Genomic DNA, 1,577 nt, shown 5'->3' with positions numbered 1-1,577 from the left:
CGCGTCCATCTGGCGCTGGTTCACAGCCTTTGGGTGTCGACGGTCTCAGCCACATTGGCGCTGGTCGGCGGCCTGGTGCTGGCGGTACTCACCACCCAGACAGATTTGCCGGGCCGCGGCATCCTGCGGGTGCTCTTTTTATCTCCCCTCGTGGTTCCGCCCCAGGTTTTGGCCTTGGCCTGGATCCAATGGGCCGGGCCGGTGGGCTATTTGCAGCAGGGACTGCGCTGGATTTTGGGGAAGCAGGGATCCCTGTGGAGCTTCTACACGCCGGGGGGGATCATTCTGCTGCTGGCTCTTTTTGTGCTGCCAATTGCCTACCTGACGCTGGTGGCGGGCTTGAGCCGGCTCTCCAGGCAAGCTCAGGAGGCGGCCCAACTGGATGGGGCAAACCTGCTGCAGGTTTGGCTCTTCATCACCCTGCCCCTGTTGCGGCCCTCTGTGGCGGCAGCGGCGGCGCTGGCCTTCCTGGGGGCCTGGGGCAATTTCGGGATCCCGGCCTTGCTGGGGATCCCAGGACGCTACCTGACTTTGCCCACCCTGCTGTACCAAGAGGTGATCAACTTCGGCGGGGATGGGTTTGGGCGCAGCGCGGCGCTGGCGTTGCTCTTTGGCCTGCCGGCCCTCTTCTTTTTGGCCTGGTCACAGCAGCCTCAGGAGGGGCTGGATCCAGGCGAGGCCCCTCCGGATCCCTATCGCTTGGGCTGGCTGGGTTGGCTGCTCAGCGGGATCCTCTTCGCCGCAGCCTTGCTGCTCATTCTCGGGCCTTTGCTGGCCATGGCTGCAACTGCCCTGCTGCGGGCCTATGGCCTGCCCTTAGTCTGGTCTAACCTGACGCTGGAGCATTTCCGCCTGGTTCTTTTTGAGCTGGAGCGGGCCCGCCGCGCCACGCTGCACAGTTTGGGCTTGGCGGGAGGAGCAGCGCTGCTCTGCAGCGGGATGGCGACGATCTTGGGCTATGCCCTGACCCGGTTGAAAGTACGGCTGCTGGCGCTGCTCAGCTTCCTCGTGGACTTGCCCTATGCCCTGCCGGGCCTGATTTTTGCGTTGTCCCTCATTTTGGTGTGGTTGCCCCCGCCCCTGCCGGGGCTGAGCCTCTACGGCACCCTAGGGCTGATCCTGATGGCCTATCTGGGACGGTTCTTGGCCCTGGCGCTACAGCCACTGCAAGCTGCTTGGTGCAGCCTGGACACCAGCCTAGAGGAGGCAGCCAGCCTGGATGGGGCATCTCTGCTGCAAACCTTTCGCCACATTCTGCTGCCCCTGCTGGCACCGGCCTTAACGGCAGCGGTGTTGCTGGTGTTTTTGCAATCTTTTGCCGAGCTGACCCTCTCTGCCCTCTTGGTAACCTCCCGCTCGGAAACCTTTGGGTGGCTCATCTTTGGCTTGCAACAGGGAGGCTATACTCAGCAGGCAGCAGCTCTGAGCACCCTGCTGCTGATCGTCCTGTTGGGTCTAGCCGCAGGGATCCAGGCGCTGCGGCAGCAGGTCGGGCAGCCTTGAGCAGGGGATCCCTCCGGATCCTTCACGGATGGGGGTTGATGGTGGTGGTGCGACGGATGGGTTGCCCCTTCAGG

At 63.8% G+C, this 1,577-nt stretch carries 1 protein-coding gene; it reads left to right on the top strand.

Annotated features, from left to right (window positions below):
- On the top strand, positions 1-1,503 hold a 1,503-nt coding region (locus NW857_RS09920; RefSeq protein WP_414368832.1), incomplete at its 5' end, for an ABC transporter permease.
- Between the last annotated feature and the right edge of the window lie 74 nt (positions 1,504-1,577).

Source organism: Synechococcus sp. H55.9 (genome assembly GCF_047462355.1).
Classification (GTDB): domain Bacteria; phylum Cyanobacteriota; class Cyanobacteriia; order Thermostichales; family Thermostichaceae; genus Thermostichus.
The sequence above is the reverse complement of the archived record's forward strand: the minus strand, read 5'-3'. Positions and strand labels throughout refer to the sequence as shown.